This window comes from Azospirillum sp. B506, assembly GCF_000333595.1.
In the GTDB taxonomy this organism is placed as follows: domain Bacteria; phylum Pseudomonadota; class Alphaproteobacteria; order Azospirillales; family Azospirillaceae; genus Azospirillum.
This window is the reverse complement of record NZ_BADK01000744.1, coordinates 1-4,326: the sequence shown is the minus strand read 5'-3', so window position 1 is coordinate 4,326 and position 4,326 is coordinate 1. Positions and strand designations below refer to the sequence as shown.

Here is a 4,326-nt window from a genome sequence, read left to right as displayed (position 1 = left end):
TCCGTCATGTCCAGCATGCAGTCCCATTGCCGCATCTGGCCCGCCCGCGAGCGCTTCCAGGATTTGCGCGGAGCCGAGGCGCTGGTCGTCTTGGCGCTGCGGCTGTGGGCCGAGCCGCTGCGCGAACCGGAGCGGCGGCATCCGCATTGGCAGGACGGCATGACCGCCGCCGGCCTGTCGAACGACGCGGCAGTGGCGTTCGACACGCTGATGCGCATCGTGCTGGCCGCCACCACCCGTCCGCTCGACCTGCATCGGCCGCCCTGCCCGTCGCTGGGCACCGACGAGGCTCGGCTGCTCGACATGCTGCGGCTGGCACAGCAGGGCCAGCATGGCGAGGCCGGTTTGCTGATGAATGATTGGCTGCCGCTGGCCGGCGTGCGGATGGCAATGGCCCCGCTCTGCATCCTGTCCGCCGCCCTCACCCGCGCCGGGCTGCATCTTCCGGATCCGGCGGAAGGTTCAGGGATGCCCAGCCGGGCCATTTTCGACAGAGAGGATGGAGCAGCCTCCGCCCGAGCAGACCGGCATGCAGACCGACCAAGCCCCACCGTCGACCGCGGCGCCACCCTGCTGCACTGAAACGCCGCAGTTCAACGCCGCACCCCAATGGCGATGCGGTCCGCCAGCACGCCGACCGCCCGGCTCATCGTACGGACCTGGGTCTCGGGGTCCGCGCCGCTGGCGAACACCTCCACCGTTTCCCGCGTCGGGCCGCTCTTGCGCCCGCCGGAGCCGCTGCTGGCGGAGAGGGTCCATTGCGCATCCAACACCACACGGCCCGTCGCCTCGGCCTCGAACCGCAGCACTGTGACAGCCAGTACCGCCGTGCCGTCCCCCACCGAACTGCCGGCCACCGGCAGAACAGTCGTGCCGGGCAGGCGCGCCGTGAGATCGCCGGCCAGGGTGGAGCGCAGGCCGTCGGCCAATGGCTCGGCCCAACGGTCGAACTCCAGGGCCTCGACCCGGTTGCCGTCGATGCGGCGGACGATCTGCGGCCGGTCGATCAGCATCGGCAGGTCGAGCGAACCCAGGGCCAGCGTCTGGGGCGCGGAACGCACGGGCTGCGCCGTCCCGGCGGGCGGAACCACCGCCAGCGTGTAGAGCCGGCTGTCCGGCGTCGACTGGCAGGCCGCCAGCACGAGAAGCGGCGCCGCCAGCGCGACCATCCTTATTCCGGGCTGCAGTAGGAGCCGCAGTAGGAGCCGCAGTAGGAGCCCCAGTCCAGGCCGCAATCCGCGCACCGAAGTCATCCCCTGCCCTCTCCGTTCCATCAATTCTTGCCCCGCAGCAGCGCTTCCGGGTGGCGTTCGAGATAGTCGGCCAGCACGCGGAAGGACCGGGCGGCATCGTTCAGCTGCCGCATCACACCGGCCAGATCGGCCTGACCGCCGCCGCCGCCCAACAGCCCGCTGGCATTCTTCAGCGTGCCCTCCGCCGCGCTCGCCACGCCACGCAGACTCTTCACCAGCTCCGGCAGTTGCCGGTCGGCATCGCGCATCAACATGTCGGCGCTGCCCAGCGCCTTGGCGAGGGCCGCCAACGACCGCGCGAGGTCCGGCGATCCGGCAAGCCCGCTGACCGACTGCAAGGTCCCGCGCAGATCGGCGACCAGCCCGTCGAGCGGCAGCGCCGCGACCTTGTCCATCACCGCACCGGCCGACCGGGTGAGGGACTCCATGTCGCTGGAGGCGACGGTCGGCAGCTCCGACCGCTCGGTTCCCGGCGCGGGCGGCGGGGGTTCGGGTTCGAAGTCGAACGACACCAGCTTCTGCCCGGTCAGCAGGTTGCCGGACGCAAGCCGCCCCCGCAGCCCCTTGCCCACCTGGGTGGCGATCAGCTTGCGCACCGCCGCCTCGTCCATCGGCTTGCCGTCGATCACGGCATAGGTGCGCGCCACCAGATCCGGTTCGATGTCGACGTCGACGGGGATGTGCAGTTCCTGCCTGGCCTCGTCGAACACCAGCCGCACCGCGGCGACATGGCCGACGGTCAGGCCGCGCATCAGCACCGGCGCCCCGGCCTGCAGCCCTTGCACCGATCCAGGGAATTCCAGCCGGTAGCGTACGCGCAACCGGTCGCGCGCCGCGGCGGCCGCCGCCTGATCCTCGTAAAGCGTGAAGCTTGCCCAGTCGAGCGCCTGGCCACCGGCCTCCGGGTCCGGCGGAGTCTCCAGCACCACGCCGCCCAGCGCCAGCGTCTTCAGGGACTCGGTCTGGAACTTGATGCCGTCGGCACCGGCGGTGAACTGAATGCCCGACGACCGCCAGAAGCGGCTTCCCTCATGCACCAGCCCCTCATAGGGCGCGCGGATGAAGATCGACACCGCGACCGTCCGGTCCTGCGGCGACAGGTTGTAGCCCATCACCTCACCCACCTGGACGCCGCGGAAATAAACGGGAGAACCCTGGGCCAGCGACCCGAGCTGCTCAGTCTTCAGGTTGAAGCTGCGGCCCGGCACGTCGGCGCGAACCACCGGCGGCTCGTCCAGCGCGTCGAACTCCCGCCGGTCGTCGCCACCGCCGGGTTCCATCTCCACATAGGTGCCGGAGACCACCGTGCTGAGTCCCGACACCCCGCCCAGGCTGAGGCGTGGCGCCACCATCCAGAAGCGGGTGCCGTCCTTCAGATGACGGGTGGCGGTGCGGTCCATGCGGGCGGTCGCGATCACCTGGGACAGGTCGTCGGACAGCCGGACCGACTCGATCACGCCGAGTTCGACATTCTTGTGCTTGATGCGGGTCCGCCCGGCCTCCAGACCGTCGCCGGACTGGAAGGTGATGACGATCTGCGGTCCCCGCTCCTCCAGCCAGCGCCAGCCGAGCCAGCCGGCGATCAGCGCCGCCACCAGCGGCAGCAGCCACAGCAGGGACAGCCGACGGCGCGTCGAGACCGCAACCTCGGGCGGATGCAACGGCGAAGGCGGGGGAGGCGGCGGAACGGCGGGAGCGGATTGCTGGCCGGCGTCAGTCATGCCGCACCCCGTCCGCCCGATCCCACATCACGCGCGGATCGAAGATGTGGCTTGCCAGCATGGTCAGGATGACCACGGCGGCGAAAGCGATGGCGCCGGCATCGGCGCGGACGGAGGCGACGGCACCGAACTGCACCAGTGCCGTGAGGATGGCGATCATGAATACGTCCACATTGGACCAGCGCCCGATGGCATCGATGAAGCGGTAGAGCCTGGTCCGTCCTTGCAGCCTTGCGGACGAGCCGCGCCATGCCGCGATGACGAACCAGGCCAACCCACCGAGCTTCAACAAGGGCACCGCGATGCTGGCGACGAAGACCAGCAGGGCCAGCGGCCACATGCCGGATCCGGCCAGTTCGCCGACCCCGCCCAGGATCGTGCTGGGGTCGCCCTGGCCGAAATTGACGACGGTCATCACCGGCAGCAGGTTGGCCGGCACATACAGGATCGCGCTGGTCGTCACCAGCGCCGTGGTCCGCCCCAGGCTGTCGGGTTCCCGCGCATGCAGGCGGCTGCCGCAGCGGGTGCAACGCTGCGGCGCCGGGCCATGGTCGTGACCATGGACCCGCTGGCAGACAGAACAGGCGACCCAGTGCCGGGGCGGCAGCGCAGGCTCGGCAGGACCCTGGCCGACAGGACTCTGGTCGATGGCCGACCATAGCGCCCGGCGGTCGAGCCCCTGATCCATGGCCGAGATCGCCAGCACATAGCCGCCGAGCGCCAGCCCGCCGGTCAGCAGCTCGGCATTGGCGAACCCATGCAGTTTGGAATAGCCGACCAACAGGCCGAGCAGGAAGACATCCAGCATCGCCCAGGGGCGCAGCGACTCGGTCAGGGCGAACAGCCGCGCGGTGGCCCGCAGCGATTGCGGCGGGCGTCCGCCGCGCAGGCGAAGCATCACGGCGATCACCCCCGCCACGCGGGCCAGCGGCGCCCCCAGCACCAGCAGCCCGACCAGAAGCGACAGCGGCCACATGCCCTGGTCGGCCAGCGCCTCGATCCCGGTGGTGACCAGACCGGCGCGGTCGTTGCCCTGGATATGCACCGCCATCAGCGGATTGACGGCGATCAGGCCCAGCAGCAGCAGCGCGGTCAGCGCCATCGGCAATGCATGGCTCGGTCCACCGGCCACATGCCGGTACAGCAGAGCGCCGCAGCGCGTGCAGACGGCCCGGCCGCCACGGGGCAGTTCACGGACGCGATGAAGGCGTCCGCAATCGGGGCAGCCGACCAGATCGTCCCGTACCGTTACCCGATGCTGGTTCAACCCACCCTGCCCTGCCATGTCGACACGCGCGCACCCAAGCCGATTTTATCGCAAATTCCGCCCTTCAATTGGCTTTTTCGGTCGG

General features: G+C 70.1%; 4 protein-coding genes. 1 reads left to right on the top strand and 3 read right to left on the bottom strand.

Annotated features, from left to right (window positions below; translation table 11 throughout):
- Positions 1-582: hypothetical protein (locus tag I71_RS23050; RefSeq protein WP_307189022.1), on the top strand; the 582-nt coding region annotated here is incomplete at its 5' end.
- Between the two features lie 11 nt (positions 583-593).
- Here the strand turns inward: I71_RS23050 and I71_RS23045 are convergent.
- From I71_RS23045 to I71_RS23035, 3 genes are all read right to left on the bottom strand, one after another.
- Positions 594-1,169 carry a membrane integrity-associated transporter subunit PqiC gene (locus tag I71_RS23045; RefSeq protein WP_042698867.1) on the bottom strand — a complete coding sequence of 192 codons (576 nt, stop codon included), beginning with the start codon at positions 1,167-1,169 and terminating at the stop codon, positions 594-596.
- Between the two features lie 104 nt (positions 1,170-1,273).
- Positions 1,274-2,974: an intermembrane transport protein PqiB gene (locus tag I71_RS23040; RefSeq protein ID WP_042698864.1), complete on the bottom strand. Its 1,701-nt coding sequence runs from the start codon at positions 2,972-2,974 to the stop codon at positions 1,274-1,276.
- Positions 2,967-4,259: a paraquat-inducible protein A gene (locus tag I71_RS23035; RefSeq protein ID WP_042698861.1), complete on the bottom strand. Its 1,293-nt coding sequence runs from the start codon at positions 4,257-4,259 to the stop codon at positions 2,967-2,969. Before I71_RS23035 ends, I71_RS23040 begins: the two co-directional genes overlap by 8 nt.
- Positions 4,260-4,326 lie beyond the last annotated feature (67 nt).

Bases quoted from the DNA above. Each gene is read 5' to 3' on its own strand.
- I71_RS23040 (WP_042698864.1), bottom strand. From the start codon at position 2,974: ATGACTGACGCCGGCCAGCAATCCGCTCCCGCCGTTCCGCCGCCTCCC.
- I71_RS23045 (WP_042698867.1), bottom strand. From the start codon at position 1,169: ATGGTCGCGCTGGCGGCGCCGCTTCTCGTGCTGGCGGCCTGCCAGTCG.
- I71_RS23035 (WP_042698861.1), bottom strand. From the start codon at position 4,259: ATGGCAGGGCAGGGTGGGTTGAACCAGCATCGGGTAACGGTACGGGAC.